Genomic DNA, 22,681 nt, shown 5'->3' with positions numbered 1-22,681 from the left:
TCGTCCTGGCGGCGGGGCTGACGATTGGGGTTCCACCGTGATCAGGCAACGCTTCAGACGACGAGCCCTGGTGGCTGCCGTCACCACTTCGCTGGCAGCCGTGGGGCTGCCGGCACTGGCCGCGGCGGCGGACGCCCCCGCGCTCGGTGCCGACCTCGCCCGGGGAGCCACCGTCACCGCGAGCAGCAACCTCGGAGGCCACCCGGCGCAGCGCGCCACCGACGGGAACAGCGCAAGTTTCTGGCAGAGCGAACGGACCGGACGGACGCAGTGGGTCCAGGTGGACCTGGGCGCGACCAGGCGGGTGTCCCAGGTGGCGCTCACCCTGCCCGGCACGGGCGCGGGCGCGGTACCCGCCCGGACGTTCAAGGTGCAGGGCAGTACGACCGGGCGGGACTTCACCGACCTCACCGCTCCGCAGGAGCGCCGGGCGGGCGCGGCGGGAGCCGGCCGGGTCACGCTGTCCCTCGGGGTCACCACCACCCGCTACGTCCGCGTGCTGTTCTCCACCACGTCCGGCACGCGGGCCGGTGAGCTGGCGGATCTGGCCGTGTACGGCCCGGCCACCGGCGACAACCAGCCGCCCGCCGCTCCCGGCGGCGCGGCCCTGACCCGGTCCGGCCGGACGACGCTGACCTGGGGCGGCGCGCGGGACGACACGAAGGTGACCGCCTACGACGTCTACGTCGACGGTCGGCTGCGCACCAGCGTCCCGGCGTCCGTGCACCGGTACACCGACCCCCAGGGCGGCACCGGCGCGGCGTCGTACTTCGTCCGGGCCAGGGACGCCGCGGGCAACCAGTCGGCGAACAGCAGGACGCTCACCCGGACCGCGGCGGCGGGCGACACCGGCCGGCCGGTCGCGCCCGCCGCACCGGCGCTCACCCCGGACGGGCGCGGCAGGCTCGCGCTGACCTGGCAGGCGTCGCGCGACGACGTGGCGGTGACCGGGTACGACATCTACGCCGACGGCAGGCGGACGGCACAGGTCGGCGCGCACGCCACCTCGTACACCTTCACCCCGCCCGCGCACCGGACGGTCGCCTACTCGGTGCGCGCCCGGGACGCGGCGGGCAACCTCTCGCCCGCCAGTCCGGCCGTCACCCGGTACAGCGGCGCGGACGCCGCCACCAACCTCGCCCTCGGCAAGCCGGTCAGCGCCTCCTCCGTGCAGCAGACGTACGTGGCCGCCAATGCCGTCGACGGCAGCACGAGCACGTACTGGGAGAGCGCGCCGGGCGGCTACCCGAGCACCCTCACCGTGAAGCTCGGGGCGAACGCCGACACCAGCGCGGTCGTCGTCAAGCTCAACCCCGACAGCATCTGGGCGTCGCGCAGCCAGACCATCGAGGTCCTCGGCCGGGAGCAGAGCGCCGGCACCTTCGCCACGCTGGTGGCGGCCCGGAGCTACGCCTTCGACCCGGCGAGCGGCAACTCCGTCACCATCCCGGTGACCGGCCGGGTCGCCGACGTCCAGCTGAGGTTCACCGCCAACTCGGGCGCGACGGGCGGGCAGGTCGCGGAGTTCCAGGTGCTCGGGACGCCCGCGGCCAACCCGGATCTGGAGATCACCGGCCTGACGGCGTCCCCGCAGAGCCCCACCGAGGCGGACTCCATCAGCCTGTCCGCCACGGTCCACAACCGCGGCACGGCCGCCTCGGCGGCGACCGGCGTCGACTTCCAGCTCGGCGGCACCAAGGTCGCCACCGCGAACGTCGGCGCCCTCGCCGCGGGCGCGTCGCAGACGGTCACCGCGGGCATCGGCACCCGCGGCGCCGGCAGCTACCCGCTCAGCGCCGTCGCGGACCCGGCGAACAAGGTCATCGAGCAGAACGAGGGCAACAACTCCTACAACGGCCCCAGCCCCCTGGTGGTCAGGGCGACCGACACCTCCGACCTGGTCGCGTCCCCGGTGAGCTGGTCGCCCGGCGCCCCGGCAGCCGGTGACACGGTCGCCTTCTCGGTCGCGGTCAAGAACCAGGGAACGATCGCCTCCGCGTCCGGCGGCCACGCCGTCTCGCTCACCCTGACCGACGCCGGCGGCACCGTCGTCAAGACCTTCACGGGCACCTACGACGGCTCGATCCCGCCCGGTGCCACCACCGCGCCCCTCCGCCTGGGCACCTGGACGGCCGTGAACGGCAAGTACACCGTCAAGACGGTCATCGCCGCCGACGCCAAGGAGATACCGGCCAAGCAGGCCGACAACACCAGCACCCAGCCGCTGTTCATCGGGCGGGGCGCGGGCATGCCGTACGACATGTACGAGGCCGAGGACGGCGTCGTGGCGGGCGGTGCCCAGGTGATCGGGCCGAACCGGACCGTCGGCGACCTCGCCGGCGAGGCGTCGGGCCGCAAGGCGGTCACCCTGGACGGCACCGGTTCGTCGGTGGAGTTCACCACCAGGGCCGCCACGAACACCCTGGTGACCCGGTTCTCCATCCCCGACTCCGCGAGCGGCGGCGGCACCAGCGCGACCCTCGACGTCTACGTGGACGGCACCTTCCTCAAGGCGATCGACCTCACCTCCCACTACGCCTGGCTGTACGGCGCGGAGACCGGTCCCGGCAACTCGCCCGGCGCGGGCCCGGCCCGGCACGTCTACGACGAGGCCAACGTCCTGCTCGGCAGGACCGTCCCGGCGGGCAGCAGGATCAGGCTCCAGAAGGACGCGGCCAACACCTCGCGGTACGCCATCGACTTCGTCAGCCTGGAGCAGGCCACCCAGCTCGCCAACCCCGACCCGGCCGCCTACACCGTGCCGGCCGGCTTCTCGCAGCAGGACGTGCAGAACGCCCTCGACAAGGCCCGGATGGACACCACCGGCAAGCTCGTCGGCGTCTACCTGCCGGCCGGTGACTACGACACCTCCAGCAAGTTCCAGGTGTACGGCAAGGCCGTCAAGGTCGTCGGCGCCGGTCCCTGGTTCACCCGCTTCCACGCGCCCGCCGGGCAGGAGAACACCGACGTGGGCTTCCGCGCCGACGGCACGGCGGCCGGTTCGACGTTCGCGAACTTCTCCTACTTCGGCAACTACACCTCGCGCATCGACGGCCCCGGCAAGGTCTTCGACTTCTCCAACATCGCGAACGTGACGATCGACAACATCTGGAACGAGCACACGGTGTGCCTCTACTGGGGCGCCAACACCGACAACATCACCATCAGGAACTCCCGCATCCGCGACACCTTCGCCGACGGCGTCAACATGACCAACGGCTCCACGGACAACCACGTCGTCAACAACGAGGCGCGGGCCACCGGCGACGACAGCTTCGCGCTGTTCTCCGCGATCGACGCGGGCGGCGCGGACGAGAAGAACAACGTCTACGAGAACCTGACCACCCTGCTGACCTGGCGGGCCGCGGGTATCGCCGTGTACGGCGGCTACCACAACACCTTCCGCAACATCCGCATCGCCGACACCTTGGTCTACTCCGGCATCACCGTCAGCTCGCTCGACTTCGGCTACCCGATGAACGGGTTCGGTACGGATCCGACGACGCTGGAGAACATCACCGTCGACCGCTGCGGCGGCCACTTCTGGAACGGCCAGACCTTCCCCGGCATCTGGCTGTTCTCCGCGTCCAAGGTCTTCCAGGGCATCCGCATCAACAACGTCGACATCACCAGCCCGACGTACAGCGGCATCATGTTCCAGACCAACTACTCCGGCGGGCAGCCGCAGTTCCCCATCAAGGACACGATCCTCAACGACATCACCATCTCCGGCGCGCACCGCAGCGCGGACGCCTACGACGCCAAGTCGGGCTTCGGGGTGTGGGCGAACGAGATGCCCGAGGCGGGTCAGGGGCCGGCCGTCGGTGAGGTCACCTTCAACCGGCTGACCCTCAGCGACAACGCCCAGGACATCAAGAACACCACGTCCACCTTCAAGATCAACGTCAACCCGTAGGAGCCGCGTTCCGCCTGGCGGACACGAGTGCAGGGTCCGGCCCCGTGATCGGCGGGCCGGACCCTGTACGTCGTCCTTCTGCCGTTCGGTCAGGAGGTGTACGCCTCGACCTCGCTGAACTGGGCCGCGGGCCAGCCGGTGTTGGCCGTCACCCGGACCCTCAGGTAGCGCGTGCTCGTACCGGCGGGCAGGGTCACCGTCGCCGTGTTGCCGGTCGCCGGGTCGAAGCGGTAGGCCTTCGACGCGAGGAGTTCACCGAAGGACGAGCCGTCCGTGCTGCCGAGCACCGACAGGGTCTGCGTCCTGGCTCCCCAGGCGGTGGCGGGCGGAAGCTTCAGGACGACCCGGCCCACGCTCCGGGCGGCGCCGAGGTCGACGGTCAGCCACTGCGGGAAGGCGTTGTTCGTGCTCTCCCAGTACGAGTTCGCGTCACCGTCGACGGCCCTTGCCGGCACGTACACGTCGGTGCTGCCGCTGGCCGTGACCGGGCGCCCCTTGGCCAGGTTGTCCGTCGAGGAGGGCGGCGGGGACGTGGGCGGCGGCGAGGTGGGCGGCGGGGTGGGGTCCGTTCCGCCGTGGTCGTAGTTCGGCTTGGGCCACTCACCGCAGTAGGTGGCCGGCAGCTTGCTGTTCCAGCCGGAGTTGCCCGCGCCCTGGGTGAGGGACAGCTGGCTGCCCAGGCAGCTGTAGACCGGCTCCGAGAACCCGAGGTGCTTGGCCGTGACGTTGGTGAAGGAGGCCGACGCGGGGTCGTTGAACTGCATCGCGAAGGTGCCGGTGCCGTCGATGTTCACGTTGCTGAACTCGACGCCCTTCGTGGTGCCGGAGACGAACATGACGGCCGAGTAGGAGCTGTCCAGGATGTCGGTGTCGGTGACCTTGATGACGGCCTTGTCGATGGCGCTGCCCCGGGCGTCGAACCACACCGCGCCGATCGGGAACGGCCAGCCGTAGTCCGTGTTGCCCGCCCGGATGGTGGTGTTGCGGGCCAGTGTGAACGTACCGGAGACGTCCGTGCCGTTGCCGGGGCCGACCCCCGGGTAGCGGTTGCCGACGTGCAGGCCGCCGCCGTTGGTCAGCGTGTCCGCGACGACGTTGTCCGTGACGGAGATGTCCTTGCCGCCGTAGACCGCGATGTTGTTCGCGAGGATCGGCGCCACCACGGTGTTGTTCCTGAAGCTGTCACCGACGTTGTTCTTGGTGTCGGCCCACATGGCGAGGCCGTCGTCGCCCGTGTTGCGCAGGAAGGTGTTCTCCACCGACGAGTTGGTGACACCCCAGTGGAAGTTCACCCCGTCGGCCGTCTGGTCGAGGATGCGGCTGTTCCTGAGGTGGAAGTTGTCCATGGGCCCGTCCATCCAGGCCCCGACCTTGGTGTGCTGGATCCACAGGTTGTCGGCCGTGGAGTCGCTCAGCGCGCCGCCGAGCCCGTTGACCTGGTCCTCGTCGACCCGCTCGGTGATCTCGCCCATGATGGCGAAGTCCTTGAGCGTGACGTTCCGGCTGGGCCCGCCCGCCTCCTGCGGACGGATCTGGCCGCCGTAACCGCCGCCGCCGACGTACTTGCCGTAGATGCCCGCCGCCCGGCTGCGGTCGGTGGAGCTGCGGCCGGTCAGCACGGAGTACCAGGGGCCGGCCCCGCGCAGGGTCACCTGGTCGACCACCACATGGTCGGTGAGCCGGAACGTGCCCTGCGGGATCCACACCGTCCTGGCCTGCGCCTTGCCCGCGTCCACCGCCTTCTGGATGGCGGCCGTGGAGTCCGCGGCGCCGGAGGGGTCGGCGCCGTAGTCCGTGACCGACAGCGAACCGGCGGGCTGCGTCACGGGCGCCGCGACCTGCTCGAAGTCGGCGAGGTCCACGGTGGCCGAGGGGGTGGCGGTGGTCGAGGGCAGGGTGACGCGAACCTTCGCACCGGCCGGCAGGGTCTTGCCGAACAGGGCGCGGGTCTCGTCGTAGAAGTGGTGCGGCTTGTCGCCGGGGGAGTTGGTGAACGGGTAACTGCCGTAGAACCAGCTGTACTTCGACGTGAAGGACAGGTCCTTCAGCTTCGTCCCGTCCGCGCTCAGCTCGACGGGCGCGGTGATGCCCGTACCGGCCGCGTTGTCCGGCACGCTGTAGCGCACCGTCACCGCGTTCGCCGGCTGGGTGAGGGTGAACTCCACGTACTCACCCGCCGCGTCGAGCTTGACCGCGCTGCGGCCCGAGGCCTCGGAGGGCAGCGCGGTGTAGGTGCGGTCGGGGCCGATGACGGTGCCGTTGGTGCGCGCGGCCTCCGCCTCCAGCTCCGTGAACGGGACGGTGGCGCCGCGGCCCGCGACGGCCAGCGGTGAGAGGGCGGCCGTCGCGGCCTGGGCGCCGCCGGCCGTCCGGGCGACGGCCGTGGCGGCCCCTGTGCAGGCCAGCGCGGCTCCCAGGACGGCGGCGAGCCACCGTCTTGGTGTCGGCCTGGTGGTTGTCTCCATGTCGTTCTGCACCTTCCTGATGGGGGGAGGGGAAGTGCCGTGTGCAGTACTTCGGGTCCGGCGGCCGGGCTGCGGAGGTCAGGCCCGCAGCCAGGCCGCCGTGTCCTGCGGCAGCCGGCCCTCGTCGTCCAGGGGGCCACTGGTCAGCAGGACGGCTGTGTGGCCGGGGAGCGCGACGGGCTCCGCGGCCAGGTTGACGACGCAGACCAGTCCGCCCTCCCGGGCGAAGGCCAGCACCTCGCCGGGGGAGTCGAGCCAGCTCAGCGGTCCGTCGCCGAAGCCGGGCTCGCCGCGGCGGATGCGCAGCGCCGTGCGGTAGAGGGCGAGCATCGACCCGGGATCGGCGGCCTGCCGGTCGGCCGCGTACGCCGCCCAGTCAGCGGGCTGCGGCAGCCACGGCTCGGACACCGAGCCGAACCCGTGGTGCGGCTCACCGGCGGCCCAGGGCAGCGGAACCCGGCAGCCGTCCCGGCCCGGGTCCAGACCGCCGGAGCGGAAGTGCATCGGGTCCTGGATGCGCTCCGGCGCCAGCTCCACCTCCGGCAGCCCGAGTTCCTCGCCCTGGTACAGGTAGACGGCGCCGGGCAGCGCGAGCGACAGCAGGGCGGCGGCACGCGCCCTGCGGGTGCCCAGCGCCAGGTCGGTCGGCGTGCCGAACCGCTTGGCGGCGAAGGAGAACCCGGACTCGGCCCGCCCGTACCGGGTGACGGTGCGCGTCACGTCGTGGTTGCACAGCACCCAGGTCGCCGGCGCCCCGATGGCGGCGTGCTCGGCGAGGGTCGCGTCGATGGACTGGCGCAGCTCGGCGGCGCACCAGGGCCGGGTCATGAAGTCGAAGTTGAAGGCGGTGTGCAGCTCGTCGGGGCGCAGGTAGCGGGTGAAGCGCTCGGTGTCGGGCAGCCAGACCTCACCGACGAAGACGGCGCCGTACTCGTCGGCGACGGCCCGCCAGGAACGGTAGATGTCGTGCAGCTCGTCGCGGTCGACGTACGGGTGCGGATCGCGGCCCTTGACGAAGTCCGGCAGCTCGGGGTCCTTGGCGAGCAGCGCCGCGGAGTCGATGCGCACCCCGGCCACGCCCCGCTCGAACCAGAAGCGCAGCACCTCCTCGTGCTCCCGGCGGACCGCCGGGTGCGCCCAGTTGAGGTCGGGCTGCGCGGCCGTGAACAGGTGCAGGTACCACTCCCCGTCCGGGACCCGGGTCCAGGTGGCGGCGCCGGGGAACTCCGACGGCCAGTCGTTCGGCGGCAGTTCGCCGTGCGCACCGCGCCCGGGGCGGAAGTGGAACAGCTCGCGCTCCGGGCTGCCGGGTCCGGCGGCGAGCGCCGCCTGGAACCACGGGTGCCGGTCGGAGACGTGGTTGGGCACGATGTCGACGATGGTGCGCAGGCCCAGCTCGCGTGCCTCGCTGATCAGCTTCTCCGCCTCGCCGAGCGTGCCGAAGGCCGGGTCGATGGCCCGGTAGTCGGCGACGTCGTAGCCGCCGTCGGCCAGGGGCGAGAGGTACCAGGGGGTGAACCACAGGGCGTCGACGCCGAGTTCGGCCAGGTAGGGCAGCCTGGCGCGCACGCCCGCGAGGTCACCGGTGCCGTCTCCGTCTCCGTCCGCGAAGCTGCGCACGTAGATCTGGTAGATGGCGGCGCCACGCCACCACTGCTCGTCGGCCGGGTCCATGAGGGTTCCTTTCGGGCATGCGTGGTCTCGCCCGCGGCCGTGGGACCGTGAGCGGCGGGATACGGGCTCGGCGCGGCGGGCTGCCGCGCGCCGCCGCTCCCCGGCAGCGGGGACGGGGAGGGCCGGGAGGCGGCGGCGCGCGGGAACGGGGTGCCGGGGTGCCGGGTTCGCGGGCCGGTTCAGCCCTTGGTGCTGCCGGCGCTGATCCCGGCGATGATGTGCCGCTGGAACACGAGGAACATGGCGACCATCGGGACGCTGGCGATGACCATGGCGGCGATCAGGACGGTCAGCTGGATGTTCTGCGAGAGCTGCACCAGGGCCACGCTGATCGGCTGTTTGTCGGGGTCGGAGAAGACCATCAGCGGCCAGAGGAAGTCCTGCCACACGGCGACCAGGGCGAAGATGGACACCACCCCCAGCACCGGCCGGGACATCGGCAGCACCACCGACCACAGGGTGCGCAGGCGGCCGGCGCCGTCGAGTTCGGCGGCCTCCAGGACGTCGCGCGGGATATGGTCGAAGAAGCGCTTGAGCAGGTACAGGTTGAAGGCGTTGGCCACGGCGGGCAGCCAGATCGCCAGCGGGTCGTTGAGCAGACTGGTGTGGATCAGCGGCAGGTCGGCGACGGTGAGGTACTTCGGCACGACCAGTGCCTGCGCCGGGACCATCAGGGTCGCCAGGATGCCGCCGAGGATCACCTTGCCGAAGGCGGGCCTCAGCTTGGACAGGGCGTACGCGGCGGCCGTGCACAGGACGATCTGCAACAGCCAGGCCCCGGCCGCCTGGACGACCGTGTTCCACAGGTGCTGGGGCAGCTGCATCAGGTCCCAGGCGTCGGTGTACGCGCTGATGTGCCACCGGTCCGGCACCAGGGTCGGCGGGGTGCGCGTGACCTCGTCCGGTGACTTCAGGGCGCCGGTCGCCATCCAGTAGACGGGGAAGAGGAAGGCCAGGGCGAAGGCGACGATCACCGCGCCGAACACGGTCCAGTAGACGGCCTTGCCGCGGGTCCTGGACAGCGTGAGCGGTGACACGAGGGTGCGCACCGCGTACCCGTTCTGCTTGGCGGACATGATCGCTGGTCCTCCTCTCAGTCGTCGGTGCGGGTGAACCGCAGGTACAGGGCGGAGAACGCGCTCAGCAGGACCAGGAGCATGACGCTCAGGGCGCAGGCCCCGCCGAAGTCCTGATAGAGGAACGCGTACTTGTAGATGAGGTAGAGCACCGTGACGGTGGAGCTCTCCGGCCCGCCACCGGTGATGACGAACGGCTCGGTGAACACCTGCATGGTGGCGATGATCTGCAGGAGCATCAGCATCAGCATGATGAACCGGGTCTGCGGGATCGTGACGTGCCGCACCCGCTGCCAGATGTTCGCGCCGTCCAGCTCGGCCGCCTCGTACAGCTCGCCCGGGATGCCTTGCAGGGCGGCGAGGTAGATCAGCACGGTGCCGCCCATGTTGGCCCAGGTCGCCACGATGACCAGCGACACCAGCGCGGTGTCGGCGCCGTTGGTCCAGTTAGACGTCGGCAGGTGCAGGAAGCGCAGCGCCTCGTTGGCGAGGCCGGCGCCGGGGTCGTAGAACCACTTCCACAGCAGCGAGCTGACCACCGGCGGGATCATCACCGGCAGGTAGACCACGACGCGGAAGAAGGCCCGGGCGTGCCGTAGTTCGTTGAGCACCAGCGCCATGACGAACGGCACGGCGAAGCCGATGAGCAGGGCCAGCGCGGTGAACACGAGGGTGTTCTGCCACGCGGTCGTGAACTCGGGGTCGTGGAAGACATGGGTGAAGTTGTCCGTGCCCACCCACTGGGGCGCCGACCCCGGCGTGTACTTCTGGAAGGCGATGACCACCGCGCGGATCGCCGGGTACCAGGAGAACAGGGCGAAGCAGAGCAGGCCGCCGACCAGGAACGCGTAGGCCCGGACCTGGTCGAGGAGGGTGCGCCGCCACGGCGCGCCGCCCCGGCGGCCCGCCGTGCGCGCCTTCGGGGAGGAAGGCGGCGGCACGGTGGCGCGTACGGGGGCCGGGGCGGCGGCCGCGCGTTCAGCTGCGGTCTTCATCGTGGCTTCAGCCTCGCGCGAGGATGCCGTCGATCTTGCCGGAGGCGTCCTTCAGCAGACCGTCGATGTCGGCGTCCTTCTTGGTCAGGACGGCGGAGACGACGCCGTCGAGCACCGAGTAGATCTGCTGCGCCTTCGGCGGCTCGATCTTCATGTCGAGGTTCTGGTTGCCGTCGAGGAAGGCCTGGTAGTTCTCCACCGGGACGTTGGCGTTGGCCTTCTTGACCTGCTGGTCCTTGGCGTCGGCGGCGCCGGTGAACAGGCGCGGCTCGGGCAGGCCGACGGGTGCGTGGTTCTGCTTGGCGCGGGCGTAGTCACCGAGGAAGCCCTTGCCGGGGGTGAGGAACATGTGGTCGAGCCACTTCAGGCCGGCCCGGATCTGGGCGGGCGTGTCCTTCTTGCTGAACATGTAGCCGTCGCCGCCGATGAGCGTGCCGTGGCCGCCGGGCATGGGCGCGAGGGCGAGGTCCTTGTAGTTGCCGCCCTTCTCCTTGACCAGGATCGGGATGTTGTCGGGGGCGGAGAGGTACATGCCGAGCTTGCCCGAACCCATCATCTGCTGCACGTCGTTGATGACGAGCAGCTGCTTGCTGCCCATGGAGTCGTCCTCCCAGCGCATGTCGTGCAGGTTCTGCAGGACGGCGCGGCCGGCCGGGGAGTCGACGGCGGCCTTCTTGCCGTCGGCGGTGACGACGTCGCCGCCCTGGGAGTACATCTCGGCGGTGAAGTGCCAGCCGCCCTGGTTCTGGGCGCTGTAGTCGGCGTAGCCGACGGTGTTGTCGCCGAGGGCGGCGATCTTCTTGGCGTCGGCGCGGACCTCGTCCCAGGTGGTCGGGGGCTTGTCGGGGTCCAGGCCCGCCTTCTGGAACAGGCTGCGGTTGTAGATGAGGCCCATCGAGTAGCCGGTGCGAGGGACGCCGTAGACCTTGCCGTCGACGGTGTAGATGTCGCGCAGCTGCTTCTGGATGGTGCCGTAGCTCTTGAGTTCCTTGACGTACGGGGTGATGTCGGCGGCCTGGTTGACGTCCACGACGTGTCCGGCGTCGGTGAAGTACGTGTAGAAGACGTCCTCCATCTGCCCGCCGGCGAGCTTGGCGTCGAAGGTCTTCGGGTCCTGACAGGGGAACGCGTCGTGCGCGACGACGTCGATGTCCGGGTTCTGCTTCTCGAAGGCCGCGACGTCCGCGTCGAAGAACCGCCGGTCCACCTTGGCGCTCTTGGGCGGCTCGCAGTTGACCGTGATGCGGGTCTTGCCGTCGGCAGCGCTGGAATCACTGCCGGAGTCGCAGGCGGTGAGGCCGCCGGCCAGGGTCAGGGTGCCGGCTATCGCGGCGACGGTGGTGCGGCGGAACCCGGAACTTCTCATCGGTGGACCCCTTTGGCCATGAGCGTGGGAGGCACACACGGCTGCTCGCTGTGTGGCGGCCCACACTCAATCACCAACGACAGGGGCCCGCAAGATGTCGCGCTGAAGTTGTAAAATTACGACAGAGAAGCGGAACGCTGCCGCTTGGATGAGCGGAGCGCTCAGTCCGCGCGGACCACCTGCGCGGTGGAGCCCCGCACCACCAGTTCCGGCTCGAAGAGCAGTTCCTCCGGGGTGACGGCGCTGCCCGCGATCTGCGCCGTGAGCAGTTCCACCGCGGCCCGGCCCATGGCCTCGATGGGCTGGCGCACGGTCGTCAGCGGGGGTTCGGTGCAGTTCATGAACGCCGAGTCGTCGTAACCGACCACCGAGACGTCGTCCGGGACCCGCAGTCCGCGGCGGCGCGCGGCCCGCACGGCGCCGAGCGCGATGGGGTCGCTGGCGCAGATGATCCCGGTGACACCCCGGTCGAGCAGCCGGGCGGTGGCCGCCTGGCCGCCCTCCAGGGAGAACATCGCCCGCACCACGTACTCGTCCGGCAGTTCGGCGCCGGCCGCCCTGGCCATGGCGCGCGCCGTGGCGAGCTTGCGCTGCGAGGGCACGTGGTCGGCGGGGCCCAGGGCGAGCCCGATGCGCTCGTGGCCCAGCGAGGAGAGGTGGCGCCAGGCCTGCTCCACCGCCACGGAGTCGTCGCACGAGACGGCGGGGAAGCCCATGTCCTCTATGGCGGCGTTGATGAGCACGACCGGGATGTTGCGGTCGGCGAGCACCTCGTAGTGCTCGTGCGGGGCGTTGGCCTGCGCGTACAGGCCGCCCGCGAAGACCACGCCGGAGACCTGCTGCTGGAGCAGCAGCTCCACGTAGTCCGCCTCCGAGACCCCGCCCTTGGTCTGCGTGCACAGCACCGGGGTCAGTCCCTGCTGGGCGAGCGCCCCGCCGATGGCTTCCGCGAAGGCCGGGAAGATCGGGTTCTGCAGCTCCGGCAGTACCAGGCCGACCAGACGGGCGCGTTCGCCCCGCAGCTGCGTGGGTCGTTCGTAGCCCAGTACGTCGAGCGCGGTGAGCACCGCCTGGCGGGTGGCCTCGGACACCCCCGGTTTGTTGTTCAGCACCCGGCTGACCGTGGCCTCGCTGACCCCGACCTTGGCGGCTACCTGAGCAAGTCGTCGCGTCATGGGCGCAAGAGTAGCGCAAGAATTTCACGCAATTTGCGCAGATCGGTGACGCGGAGACAGGCAGCGGGATCGAGGTGAGGGGTCAGCCGTTGCCGGTGAACTTCCGGGTGCGGCGGCGCAGCGCGGGCCCGACGCGGACCAGGGCCCGCTTCTCGATGCCGGTGACACGGCGCTCCACCGCGGCGAGCTGCTTGCGGGCGGCGGCCAGCTCGGCCCGCACGGCGTCCAGCTGCTCGGCCTGCTCGCCGGCGCGCTTCTCGGCGGCGGCCAGCCTGCCGCGCAGCTCCTTGGTGTCCTTCGCCTGCCTCTGCGCCTGCTCACGGGTCTTGGCGGCGCCTGCCGCGATCCGTTCCCGCAGGTGGCTGAGGCGGTACCGCAGCTGCCCGTCGTCCGAGCCGTCCCAGACCGGCATCGACGCGGGCAGCTCCAGGGCTGCCAGCCGGGCGTCGAAGGCGGCGCCTCCGTCGCCGTGCGTGTACGTGTTCCGCAGGCCGTTGCGGTCCAGGAAGGCGGTGATGCGCTGGAACCGCTCGCCGTGGCCTGTGATCATCGCCGAGAAGTCGGCGTCCTCGTACAGCTCGCGCGGGTCGGTGCCGGCGGGCAGTCCGGCGATCGGGCGGTGCGGGATGTCGAAGTACCGGCACAGCTCCAGGGTGCGCGAGTCATGGGTGAGCACCACGCTCGGGGTGCCGGCCAGCAGGGCGGCGACGTTGCCGTGGATCCGGGTGCCGTAGGCGAAGTCGTAGCCGCGCAGCTCGTCGATCCAGGTCGCCGGGTCGAGCGGCATGCGCACCTTGTTCTCGCGCAGCAGGGCGTGACTGAGGTGCTGCGGGAAGGGGTCCTCGACGCCCGACTCGGGGGTGGTGTCGCCCCACAGCAGCAGCTCCGCGTCGACGGTGTTCTGCGCGTAGTAGGTCAGGTTCGGGTAGTGCTCCCAGGCGTGCCGGGCGATGCCGGCGACGTCGCCGACGGGTATCGCGTCCGGCGAGAGGTTGATGGCGACGCGCGAGCCGGCCGACAGCTCGGCGGGGCGGATGTCCGGGAACGCGGCGCCGTACAGGAACATCGACGGGCAGCCGATGATGTCGACGTCAGCGAAGCCCAGGCCCTTCAGGTAGCCGGCGGTCAGTTCGCCGCGGACGCCGATGGACGCCGAGCGGTCGAGGACCGCGGACGCGAAGCGCTTGACCGAGTCCGCCATCGGGTCCAGCCAGGAGGTGTCGTAGTCGGCGGGGGCCTGCGCGCCGACGCCGAGGACGACCACCGGGATGGTCAGCTGCTCGATCAGGGTCGACAACCGGTCGAGCGAGGCCTGGAAAGCAGGCCGGAACGCGTTGGCGAGCGGCACGACGAACACGTCGTACCGCTCGTTGATCTCGGCGGCGCGGCGCGCCGAGGGGTCGGTGCGGATGCCGTTCGACGTGACCTCCGTGTCCGGCGTCGTCAGCATCTTGTGCGCGGAGTCGCTGAAGAGCAGATTGCCGGTGTTCGTCCCGATCAGATCCTGCTGGATGAACTCGGTGGGACCGGCGACGCGGAACGGGCTCTTCCCGGAGCGGATCAGGATGCGCTTCACGACATTCCCTGGGGACGGAGGGGCTCGGCGGCGCTGCGACCGGCAACCGATCGAACGCATGAGTGAACGAACACTATAGGGAGGTAAGTGCATAGTGAAGGGAGTGTCGGAAAACGGTGTGAGTAAGGCAAGAGAGTGAGGGGACGATGAGGGGTGGAGGGGGCAAAAGGCATTCACCGGGCGGGGCTTCTTACGCTCGTCGCGCACGGGATGTGCATGGGACGCGGGCGCGTCTTAGGGTCCTGAGCGCATGAGCAGCTTTCTCCATCGGCCGCGGCTGGCCGCCGACGCACTGTCGCGCGCCCTCGCCGCGCGGTTCCCCCGGGCGCGCCCGGAGCGGGCGGTCACGCCCGCCGGGGTCGAGGTGATCGGGGTGTGCGTGGAGCGCGGGGAGGTCCGCGAGGTGTGGGAGGAGTGGCGCGGCAGGCATGCCGAGACGGGCTGGTGGCCGTACGTCACGCTGCTGTCCCCGGACGACGTGGCTCGCAACGGCCGGCACCGGGGCGTCGACGCGGACGCCCTGGAGGAACTGGCGGCCGAGGTGGTGTGCCAGGACCACGACGCACGCGCGGCGTCCGTGGTGGTGTCGAGCTTCCGGTGGTCGCTGATCTCCGACTTCGGCGACGTGGCCGAGGAGGAGGAGCTGCGTGACGAGTACGACCCCGACCGGCTGGCACCGCGGCTGGGACCGGCGCGGACGGAACCGCTCGCCGGGGTGTCGCGGTGGGGGACCGGTGACGAGGACGTCTTCCGGGGGCGCCGCCGACGGTGGATCAACTTCGTACCCGCGCGGGGCGGCCACGAGGTGCCCGTGGTGCTGCCCCGCCTGATCGGCACGGGCAACTGGTTCGGGCACGGCGACCGGGTCCTGACCCCCGCCGACGACGCCGCCCTGCTCCGGCGCTGGCACGAACGCTGGGGCGCCGAGCTCTTCCTCTCGGTGGGCGCCTACCTCGAGCTGGTCGTCGACAGGCCCCCGCTGGAGCCCCGGGACGCCGCGCGGGCCGCCACGGAGCTGATGGGCTACTGCGACGACACGGTGCAGGACGCGCGCGGCGCCGGTGACGGCATGGCGCGCTCGACCGTGTGGTCACTGTGGTGGGACTGACGGGCGAGGCCGGCCACCCTCCCGGGTGCGCGGGAACCCTGGGGCAGGCCCTCGCTGTCAGTGGTGGCTGAGAGGCTGGTACGCATGGACAAGGATGAGGAGCTGCTCCGCGGCCGGGTCTACGGCCAGGACCACGACGACCCCAACCCCGGCCCGCGGCCCGGCCGGACCTACGTCGAACTGGTCGGCGGGCCGCTGGACGGCCTGCTGCTCGACATCACCGGGCGGCGGCTCGACGAGTTCGGCACCGGTGTCGCCCTGGAGACCGAGCTGGGCCGGTTCGGCGCGGGCGGCAGGGCGATGTACGGCCCGAGACCGGGGGACCCGCGCCGCTTCGACTGGTCCGGGGACTCGCCCTGACCCGCACCGTGGGGCGTGCGGGCCGGAGGTCCGGGGCGGTCGTGCGGGCAGCCGCGGCGCGGGTCAGGGGGTGAAGACCTCGTCCAGCCGGTCGATGGCCCCGTCGGCACCGAGGTGGTACTTGAAGACCAGTCCGCTGTTGGGATGCGCCTCCAGCCAGTCGAGGAACTCCTGCACACCGATGTGCTGGTTCTCCGTGCTCTCCACCACGGGGTTGGTGGCGGTGACGTACGCGGCCTGGTCCATGGGCAGGTAGGTCTCCTTGCCCACGGTGACGAAGGGCGCGCCGTCGGAGTCGGCCGGTGCGCAGCCCCAGTTGCCGTACTTGACGATCAGGCTGAGGGACCCGCCCTCGGGGGTGTAGCGGTAGACCGCGATCTCGTCGGGGGAGATGGGCATCTTGTGGTCGCAGTCGTCGCCGTCCGAGCCGTCCGAGCCGTCCGCGCCGTCCGAGGCGGCGGGCTCGGCGGGAGCCGGGGTCGCGGAACCGGCCGAAGGGGCCGACGACTTGGCGCCGCCCGCGGGCGCCTTGGGGGTGCCGGCCGGCTTGGCGCCCGCCGTGGCGGAACCGGCGCCGGTGGCGTCGGAGGCCGGCTCGGCCGTCGCCGAGTGGCCGGCCGTCGGGGCGGACGCGACGTCGCCGTCTCCGTTGCAGGCAGTGAGCGCCAGCGCCAGCACGGCGACGACCGACGCGCTGGTCACGGTCGTACGGAGAGCGGCGCCGGGTCTGCGACGTGTGGTGCGGACTGCTGCCATGGTGTTCTCGATCCCTTCGGCGGGCGCGGCCCGGGTCGGGCCGCTGTCTGTCGCAGTCAGGGACGACTTCAGGCCAGGCGCCGTTGCGGCGGACGGCGGTCGTTGCCGAGTCGTGACAGCACCGCTCGCCACCTGGGCCGGCCAGTACGGCAGTCGGTCCAGTCGGTACGGCAGCCAGTACGGCAGCCGGTTCAAAAAAGTGCGGCCGGGATGTCGAGAACGCGTGACCGGCTCCGTCCCCGCGGTGAACGTGACCAGAATGGGTCGCACCAGCACCGAGGAGAACCACCATGGCCAAGTACCTGCTGCTCAAGCACTACCGTGGCGCCCCCGCCTGCCTCAACGACGTGCCCATGGACCAGTGGACGCCGGAGGAGATCTCGGCGCACGTGACGTACATGCGGGACTTCGCCGCCCGGCTCGAGGCGACCGGCGAGTTCGTCGACGGCCAGGGACTCGCCCCCGAGGGGACGTGGGTCCGCTACGACGGCGAGGGGCGCCCGCCCGTGACCGACGGACCGTTCGCCGAGACCAAGGACCTCATCGCCGGCTGGATGGTGATCGACGTCGACAGCTACGACCGTGCCGTCGAGCTGGCCGGCGAGCTGTCGGCCGCCCCCGGAGCGGGCGGGAAGCCGATCCACGAGTGGCTCGAACTGCGCCCGATCATGGCCGCGCCGCCCACCGTCCCCGGGTGCCCCCACCAGTGAACGAGGCACTGCTGCGCGGCCTCACACCGAGCGTGCTCGCGATCCTCGTCCGCCGCGGAGCCGACTTCGCGGCGGCCGAGGACGCCGTACAGGACGCGCTCGTCGAGGCGGTCCGCGTCTGGCCGGACGACCCGCCGCGGGACGCCAAGGGCTGGCTGGTCACCGTGGCCTGGCGCCGCTTCCTCGACGCGACCCGGGCGGACACCGCCCGCCGCCGGCGCGAGGACCGCGCCGACGGGGAACCGGCGCCGGGACCCGCGCCCGCGGCCGACGACACGCTCCAGCTGTACTTCCTGTGCGCCCACCCCTCGCTGACCCCGTCCTCCGCCGTCGCGCTCACCCTGCGCGCCGTCGGCGGACTGACCACCCGCCAGATCGCGCGGGCCTACCTGGTGCCCGAGGCGACCATGGCGCAGCGCATCAGCCGCGCCAAGCGCACCGTCTCCGGCGTGCGCTTCGACCAGCCCGGCGACGTCGCCACCGTGCTGCGCGTCCTCTACCTGGTCTTCAACGAGGGCTACTCCGGTGACGTCGACCTCGCCGCCGAGGCCATCCGCCTCACCCGGCAGCTCGCGGCGGCGATCGACCACCCCGAGGTCGCGGGGCTGCTCGCCCTGATGCTGCTCCACCACGCCCGGCGCCCCTCCCGGACCGCGCCGGACGGCAGCCTGGTACCGCTCGCCGAGCAGGACCGCGGCCGGTGGGACACCGGGGCCATCGCCGAGGGCGTCACGATCCTCCGGACGGCCCTCGCCCGCGACCGGCTGGGGGAGTACCAGGCCCAGGCCGCCGTCGCGGCACTGCACGCCGACGCGCCCACCGCCGAGGAGACCGACTGGGTGCAGATCGTCGAGTGGTATGACGAACTGGTCCGCCTGACCGGCAGCCCGGTCGTCCGGCTCAACCGCGCGGTGGCCGTCGGCGAGGCCGACGGGCCGCGCGCCGGACTGGCCGCGCTCGCGGCGCTCGACGACTCACTGCCCCGGTACACCGCGGCGGCGGCCTATCTGCACGAGCGCGACGGCGACCTCGCGAGGGCGGCACGGCTGTACGCCGAGGCGGCCCGCGAGGCACCCAGTCTCGCCGAGCGCGACTACCTGACGCGGCAGGCCGCCCGCCTCAACACCCGGCGGGGACACTGACGGCCCGCGCCCGCGTCCGCGCCCGCGTGCTTCAGGAGGCGGCGCCGGTCAGGGCGAGGAACTCGCCGCGGGTGCGGGCGTCGGAACGCAGCAGGCCCAGCAGTGTGGAGGTCATGGTGCTGGAACCGGTGGCCTGGACGCCGCGCAGCGTCATGCAGGAGTGCTCGGCCTCGATCACCACGCCGACGCCCTTGGGGTCGAGGTGGGTCTGCAGCCAGTCGGCGACCTGCTTGGTCAGGCGTTCCTGCACCTGGGGGCGGCAGGCGAAGTGCTCGACGACGCGGGCCAGCTTGGACAGGCCCAGGATGCGGGCGCCGGGAAGGTAGCCGACGTGGGCGGTGCCGACGAAGGGCAGCAGGTGGTGCTCGCACACCGACCGGACGGGGATGCGGCGGGCCAGCACCAGTTCGTCGTAGCCCTCGTCGTTGGGGAAGGTGGTCAGATCGAAGGGGCGCGGGCTGAACAGCTCGGCGTAGGCGCGGGCCATCCGTCCCGGTGTGCCGCGCAGGCTCTCCGAATCCGTCGAGATGCCCAGTGCGCCGAGGAACCGGCCGGCCGCTTCCTCGGCCGCGGCCAGGTCGACACCCCCCGGACTGTGGACGACCCGGAGGGCGGCGGGCCGCGCCGGTACGGCCTCCTGCGCGGTGGCGTCCAGAGCCATGGCGGCCTCCTCGCTCTGTCGTGACCAACGATTGCCGTGACCAACGATTCCTGATTTCACCAACCATTCTTGGTCTTATTCGAGGGGCGCGTCAAGAACCGCAGCAAAAGCACCTGCGGAGAAGGCTTGCGCCCATACGGGTGGGAGTTACGGTGGTGTCGTGGCATTGGATCCGATCGAGCCTGCCGACGCGGACGACACCGCGATCGACTCCCTCAGCGTGCTGAGCGAGGACTCCCGGCGGCGCATGTTCGCCTTCGTCCGCCGCTCCCGCCGCGCCGTCACCCGCGACGAGGCCGCCGCGAGCGTCGGCATCTCGCGCAAGCTCGCCGCCTTCCACCTCGACAAGCTCGTCGACGCCGGGCTGCTGCGCGCCCGCTACGAGACGCCCGGCGGCATCCGCAAGGTCGGCCGGCAGCCGAAGGTCTACGAGCCCACCGACACCCAGATCACCGTCAGCATCCCCGACCGGCGCCACGAACTCCTGGCGGACCTCCTCCTCGACGCCGTCCTCGCCGAAGGCGCCGACGAGACCGCCGCCCAGGCGGCCCTGCGGACCGCCGGCCGGCGCGGCCGGGAACTGGGCGAGGCCGCGCGGCGGGAGGTCCGCCCCGGCCGCCTCGGCCCCGAGCGGGGACTGACCGTCTGCGAGCGCCTTTTCGACCGCTACGGCTACGAGCCCGTCCGGGAGACCCCCGCCCGGCTGCGGCTGCGCAACTGCCCCTTCCACCCCCTGGCCGCACGAGCCCCCGCGCTGGTGTGCGGCATGAACCACGCCTTCCTCAGCGGATGCCTCAGCGGCCTGGAGGTCAACGGCGTCGAAGCCGTGCTGGCACCGGAGCCTGGGGAATGCTGCGTCCGGCTCGCCCCGAGCGGTGACCGTCATGACGATAAGCCCGAGAAGCCCGAGAAGCCCGAGCAGGCCTGACACGCCGCGCCCCACGCCGCCCGGCAGGGTGCCCGGCGCGCCGCCCGGGACGTCCCCGGCGGCCGGCCCGCGCGGTCCCCCACTCCGCGGAGCCGCCCACGCCCCCGTCCCGCTCCCGGGACCGCGCACGGGCGCCCACGCGTCACCCACCGGTGCTCGGCCGCGCCGCCGAGCTGGGGGAAACACCCGTTCCGGCTTTCCGACCGGGGGTTCTCACCATGTCGATCAAACGCATCACGAACCGTTCCGCCCCGTCCGCCACCTCCACCCCGTCCGCGGAACCGGCAGCGCGTCCCGCCGCGCCCGCCGCATCCGCCGCGCCCACGGTGACCGCCGCCGACTGCGGCCTGCTGCTGATCAGACTGACCTTCGGCCTGCTGATGGCCGCCCATGGAGCCCAGAAGGTCTTCGGCCTGTTCGGGGGCGACGGGCTCACGGCGACCGGCCGGGGGTTCGCCGCTCTCGGCTATCACCCGGGCAAGGTCTTCGCGGTGATCGGAGGCCTGTCCGAACTGCTGGGCGGCCTCGGTCTCGCCCTCGGCCTGCTGACCCCGCTCGCGGCCGCCGCCCTCATCGGGGTGATGATCAACGCGATGGTCTCGGTCACCGCGTCCCACGGCCTGTGGGAGACGCACGGTGGTGTGGAGTACAGCGTCTGCATCGCTGTCGTCGCGCTGGCCATCGCCGCCACAGGTCCCGGCGGAGTGGCCGTCGACCGGCTGTTCCCCTGGGGCGCCGGCGGCTGGAGATCGGCGGGCCTCGCCCTTGCCTTGGGAGGCATCGGTGCGGCGATCACGCTCGGTCTCTAGCCGCGACCGGTACACCGGGCGGCTGGCGGACCCGTGAGCCCACGCGGGCGGGCGGCGGCCCGGTCCGGGCGCCGGGCGCGCCGCCCGCCGTCGCCGCGCCCGGTCAGAGATCCACCGTGACGCCCCAGCCGCGGGCGCGGGCGACGTCGTGGGCGACCCGGGCCGCGGCCACGTCGAGGGCGGCGTGGCCGGTGGACTTGAAGACGGTGAGGGCGGTGGTGTCGCCGGCGCGCCCCGGGTGGTCACCACCGAGGACGGAGCCGAGGAGGTGCACCGCCCGCCCGGGGCCGAGCGCCCGCAGTTCATGGGCGCCGGCGGGCGGCGGGCAGGCGGCGGCGCCGGACCACTCGGCGAACAGGACGCCGTCCTCCACGGTGGCCGCGTCCAGTTCGGGCCCGCGGGAGCCGCCGACCGAACTGACATGGGCGCCCGGGGGGAGCCAGTCCCGGCGGACGACGGGAGCGGCGGCGTCCGTGCAGCAGAACACCACGTCGGCCCCGCGTACCGCGTCCTCGATGCCGGTGACCGCGCTCGCCCCGGGATGCGCCGCGGCCGCCTCTTGCGCGCGCCGCGGGTCGCGGCCGGCGACGACCACCTCCGCGTCCGGCCGTACGACCGCGAGCAGGGCCAGCTGGGCGCGGGCCTGGGCACCGGTGCCGACCACCGCGACCCGGCCGAGGCCGGGCCGGGCCGCCAGGGCCAGCGCGCTGTGGGTGGCGGAGGCCGCGGTCCGCACCTCCGTCAGCGACTGCGCGTCCATGACGGACAGCGTCCGGCCGTCGCGCTCGTCGAACAACGCCACCAGGCCCCGGTGCGAGCCGCGCCCCGGTCTGAGCGGGTCGGCCGTCACCGTCACCAGCTTGGCGGCCAGCCCCAGGCCGGGCACATGGCCGGGCATCGCGCCGAGCAGTCCGGCCGGGGTGAACGCGGCGATGCGCGGGGGAGCGGAGACCTCGTCACGGGCGACGGCGACGAGTGCGCGGGCCACCGCGTCCATCACGGCGGCCGGTTCCAGCGCGGCGGCCGTCCTCGCGCGGTCCAGGACCAGGACGCCGCTCATCCGCCGGCCTGCCGGGCCCCGGCCGAAGGCGCGGTCAGGGCGGCCGCCAGGTCGTCCGTGGCGGCACGCAACCGGCGCTCCAGCTCGGCCAGTCGCGGCGCGTCGCACTCCGCCTCCGGGCCGACGACGGTCAGCGCGCAGACCGGCGCGCCCGGACCGGGCACCACCGCCCGGCTGACCGAGGTGACCAGCTTTTCGTTGCGGCCGCGCTCCACCGCGACGCCGGTCCGCCGGACCTCGGTGAGTTCGCGGGTGAGGGCCTCCCGGCCGCCGTCGCCGTCACCCTCGGGCAGCTGCCCCAACCACCGTTCCCACAGGTCCGGTTCGAGCGCGGCGACCAGGGCCAGCGGTCCCGCGAACCGGCGCAGCGGGAGCAACTCGCCCCGCAAGTGGCTGATCATGGCGAGCCGTTCGGGTCTGACGACGTCGACGACCCGGGCGCCGCCCTCCTCCAGCACTTGGAGGTTGACCATCATGGCGGTCGCGGCGGACAGCCGTTCCATGACCGGACGGGCCAGCGCCGTCAGCGAGTTGCCCGCCGCCGACGCGGACATCCGCAGCACGGCGGCGCCCGGCAGATAGCGGTCACCGGCCCGCAGCACCCAGCCGCGCCGGACGAGGTCCAGCAGGATGCGGTAGGCGGTGGCGCGGTGCAGACCGACCTCGGCGGCGAGATCCGTGAGCCGGACCGGGTGCGGCGCGCGGGAGACGGCCTCGACCAGATCGAGCGCCTTGTCCACGGCCGACCTGGCACCTGTCGCCCCCGCACCGACCGCCTCGGACGTACCGACCGCGTCAGACATGGCGAACGCGCCCCCTCTTCCTCTTCCGTTCCCCGGCCCCGGGTCCTCGGTTACTCGTTGCGGTGACGTACGCAGGCTGGAGTACAGTACCGGCACTTTCA

General features: G+C 72.2%; 18 protein-coding genes. 7 read left to right on the top strand and 11 right to left on the bottom strand.

Annotated elements, in window-relative coordinates; genetic code table 11:
- Positions 1–70: 70 nt before the first annotated feature.
- Positions 71–3,916 carry a discoidin domain-containing protein gene (locus tag ACZ6CZ_RS18685; RefSeq protein ID WP_469022022.1) on the top strand — a complete coding sequence of 1,282 codons (3,846 nt, stop codon included), beginning with the start codon at positions 71–73 and terminating at the stop codon, positions 3,914–3,916.
- Between the two features lie 89 nt (positions 3,917–4,005).
- Here the strand turns inward: ACZ6CZ_RS18685 and ACZ6CZ_RS18680 are convergent, their stop codons facing one another.
- From ACZ6CZ_RS18680 to ACZ6CZ_RS18650, 7 genes are all read right to left on the bottom strand, one after another.
- A complete protein-coding gene (locus ACZ6CZ_RS18680) occupies positions 4,006–6,381 on the bottom strand; it encodes a discoidin domain-containing protein (protein ID WP_469022019.1) in 2,376 nt (791 codons plus the stop codon).
- A 78-nt stretch (positions 6,382–6,459) separates the two neighbouring features.
- Positions 6,460–8,055, bottom strand: a complete 1,596-nt coding sequence (locus ACZ6CZ_RS18675; protein WP_469022016.1) for a glycoside hydrolase family 13 protein — start codon at positions 8,053–8,055, stop codon at positions 6,460–6,462.
- A gap of 179 nt (positions 8,056–8,234) precedes the next feature.
- The gene (locus ACZ6CZ_RS18670) at positions 8,235–9,131 is read right to left on the bottom strand and encodes a carbohydrate ABC transporter permease (protein ID WP_469022014.1); all 897 of its coding nucleotides are present in this window, start codon (positions 9,129–9,131) and stop codon (positions 8,235–8,237) included.
- 17 nt (positions 9,132–9,148) lie between these two features.
- A complete protein-coding gene (locus ACZ6CZ_RS18665; protein ID WP_469022012.1) occupies positions 9,149–10,126 on the bottom strand; it encodes a carbohydrate ABC transporter permease in 978 nt (325 codons plus the stop codon).
- 7 nt (positions 10,127–10,133) lie between these two features.
- The gene (locus ACZ6CZ_RS18660) at positions 10,134–11,492 is read right to left on the bottom strand and encodes an ABC transporter substrate-binding protein (protein WP_469022009.1); all 1,359 of its coding nucleotides are present in this window, start codon (positions 11,490–11,492) and stop codon (positions 10,134–10,136) included.
- A 161-nt stretch (positions 11,493–11,653) separates the two neighbouring features.
- Positions 11,654–12,667: a LacI family DNA-binding transcriptional regulator gene (locus tag ACZ6CZ_RS18655; RefSeq protein ID WP_469022007.1), complete on the bottom strand. Its 1,014-nt coding sequence runs from the start codon at positions 12,665–12,667 to the stop codon at positions 11,654–11,656.
- An 82-nt stretch (positions 12,668–12,749) separates the two neighbouring features.
- Positions 12,750–14,243 carry a polysaccharide pyruvyl transferase family protein gene (locus tag ACZ6CZ_RS18650; RefSeq protein WP_469022005.1) on the bottom strand — a complete coding sequence of 498 codons (1,494 nt, stop codon included), beginning with the start codon at positions 14,241–14,243 and terminating at the stop codon, positions 12,750–12,752.
- Between the two features lie 250 nt (positions 14,244–14,493).
- Here ACZ6CZ_RS18650 and ACZ6CZ_RS18645 point away from each other — a divergent pair, with 250 nt between their 5' ends.
- Together ACZ6CZ_RS18645 and ACZ6CZ_RS18640 are read left to right on the top strand one after the other, a co-directional pair.
- Complete coding sequence (locus ACZ6CZ_RS18645) at positions 14,494–15,351, top strand: DUF4253 domain-containing protein (RefSeq protein WP_469022002.1); 858 nt, start codon at positions 14,494–14,496, stop codon at positions 15,349–15,351.
- 84 nt (positions 15,352–15,435) lie between these two features.
- On the top strand, positions 15,436–15,711 hold the full coding sequence (locus ACZ6CZ_RS18640) for a hypothetical protein (protein WP_469021999.1): 276 nt from the start codon (positions 15,436–15,438) through the stop codon (positions 15,709–15,711).
- A 63-nt stretch (positions 15,712–15,774) separates the two neighbouring features.
- On the opposite strand, the gene ACZ6CZ_RS18635 is transcribed toward ACZ6CZ_RS18640, so the two are convergent.
- The gene (locus ACZ6CZ_RS18635) at positions 15,775–16,467 is read right to left on the bottom strand and encodes a hypothetical protein (protein ID WP_469021996.1); all 693 of its coding nucleotides are present in this window, start codon (positions 16,465–16,467) and stop codon (positions 15,775–15,777) included.
- 290 nt (positions 16,468–16,757) lie between these two features.
- Here ACZ6CZ_RS18635 and ACZ6CZ_RS18630 point away from each other — a divergent pair, with 290 nt between their 5' ends.
- On the top strand, positions 16,758–17,177 hold the full coding sequence (locus ACZ6CZ_RS18630; RefSeq protein WP_469021993.1) for a YciI family protein: 420 nt from the start codon (positions 16,758–16,760) through the stop codon (positions 17,175–17,177).
- Complete coding sequence (locus ACZ6CZ_RS18625) at positions 17,174–18,319, top strand: RNA polymerase sigma factor (protein ID WP_469022606.1); 1,146 nt, start codon at positions 17,174–17,176, stop codon at positions 18,317–18,319. Before ACZ6CZ_RS18630 ends, ACZ6CZ_RS18625 begins: the two co-directional genes overlap by 4 nt.
- 31 nt (positions 18,320–18,350) lie before the next feature.
- Here the strand turns inward: ACZ6CZ_RS18625 and folE are convergent, their stop codons facing one another.
- Positions 18,351–18,980: a GTP cyclohydrolase I FolE gene (gene folE, locus ACZ6CZ_RS18620; RefSeq protein WP_469021990.1), complete on the bottom strand. Its 630-nt coding sequence runs from the start codon at positions 18,978–18,980 to the stop codon at positions 18,351–18,353.
- Between the two features lie 160 nt (positions 18,981–19,140).
- On the opposite strand from folE, the gene ACZ6CZ_RS18615 reads away from it, so the two are divergent.
- Together ACZ6CZ_RS18615 and ACZ6CZ_RS18610 are read left to right on the top strand one after the other, a co-directional pair.
- Positions 19,141–19,908, top strand: coding sequence for a helix-turn-helix transcriptional regulator (locus tag ACZ6CZ_RS18615; RefSeq protein WP_469021987.1), 768 nt, complete (start codon positions 19,141–19,143; stop codon positions 19,906–19,908).
- A gap of 218 nt (positions 19,909–20,126) precedes the next feature.
- The gene (locus ACZ6CZ_RS18610; RefSeq protein ID WP_469021985.1) at positions 20,127–20,717 is read left to right on the top strand and encodes a DoxX family membrane protein; all 591 of its coding nucleotides are present in this window, start codon (positions 20,127–20,129) and stop codon (positions 20,715–20,717) included.
- Between the two features lie 103 nt (positions 20,718–20,820).
- Here ACZ6CZ_RS18610 and ACZ6CZ_RS18605 read toward each other — a convergent pair whose 3' ends face one another.
- Positions 20,821–21,777, bottom strand: a complete 957-nt coding sequence (locus tag ACZ6CZ_RS18605; RefSeq protein WP_469021983.1) for an ornithine cyclodeaminase family protein — start codon at positions 21,775–21,777, stop codon at positions 20,821–20,823.
- Positions 21,774–22,580: an IclR family transcriptional regulator gene (locus ACZ6CZ_RS18600; protein ID WP_469021979.1), complete on the bottom strand. Its 807-nt coding sequence runs from the start codon at positions 22,578–22,580 to the stop codon at positions 21,774–21,776. Before ACZ6CZ_RS18600 ends, ACZ6CZ_RS18605 begins: the two co-directional genes overlap by 4 nt.
- Positions 22,581–22,681: the final 101 nt, after the last annotated feature.

The organism is Streptomyces sp. NPDC041135, from assembly GCF_055592085.1.
Note: the sequence above shows the minus strand (reverse complement) of the source record. Positions and strands in the feature narration are given on the sequence as shown.